This window comes from Flavobacterium erciyesense, from assembly GCF_018069925.1.
GTDB classification, from domain to species: Bacteria; Bacteroidota; Bacteroidia; order Flavobacteriales; family Flavobacteriaceae; genus Flavobacterium; species Flavobacterium erciyesense.
Map to the genome: position 1 here is coordinate 1 of NZ_JAGPXB010000037.1, position 1,089 is coordinate 1,089.

Consider the following 1,089-nt stretch of genomic DNA (forward strand, 5'->3'; position numbering starts at 1 on the left):
ATGCGGGAACGGTAACGAATTCGGCAGTAGGAAGCGCAACAGATCCATCAAATGTGACAGTTTCAGATACATCGGGAACAACAACTACAAACGATACCGCAACGGTTACAAATCTTCCAAAGACATCAAGCGTAGCGTTAGTAAAAACAGCCGTTTACAATGGCAATGCGACAGCTGCTCAAGTTGGCGATACCATTACGTACACCTTCACCATCACCAACACGGGTAATACTACTTTAAGCAATGCCGTTGTAAGCGATGCTAAATTAGGAATGACCAATGTTGCAGTAAGTCCGAGTACTTTAGCTCCAAATGCAAGCGGTACTTTAACACAAAACTATACCATTACCCAAGCTGATATCAATGCGGGAACGGTAACGAATTCAGCAATAGGAAGCGCTACAGATCCATCAAATGTGACAGTTTCAGATACATCGGGAACAACAACTACAAACGATACCGCAACGGTTACAAATCTTCCAAAGACATCAAGCGTAGCGTTAGTAAAAACAGCCGTGTACAATGGCAATTCGACTTTAGCACAAGTTGGCGATACCATTACGTACACCTTCATCATCACCAACACGGGTAATACCACTCTAAGCAATGCCGTTGTAAGCGATGCTAAATTAGGAATGACCAATGTAGCGGTAAGTCCGAGTACTTTAGCTCCAAACGCCAGTGGAACTTTAACACAAAACTATACCATTACCCAAGCTGATATCGATGCGGGAAGCGTTACGAATTCAGCAATAGGAAGCGCTACAGATCCATCAAATGTGACAGTTTCAGATACATCAGGAACAGCAACTACGAATGATACCGCAACGGTAACAACTGTTCCAAAAACATCAAGCGTAGCTTTAGTAAAAACAGCTGTTTACAATGGCAATGCGACAGCTGCTCAAGTAGGCGATACCATTACGTATACCTTCACCATCACCAACACAGGCAATACAACTCTTACCAATGCAGTGGTTACGGATGCTAAATTGGGTATGACCAATGTTGCAGTAAGTCCGAGTACTTTAGCTCCAAACGCCAGCGGCACTTTAACGCAGAACTACACGATAACCCAAGCCGATATCA

1 protein-coding gene is annotated in these 1,089 nt (G+C 43.6%); it reads left to right on the top strand.

The window, feature by feature from the left end; translation table 11 throughout:
* Positions 1 to 1,089 (top strand): DUF7507 domain-containing protein (locus KBJ98_RS15205; protein ID WP_210791947.1); only part of this gene is annotated, 1,089 nt, incomplete at both ends.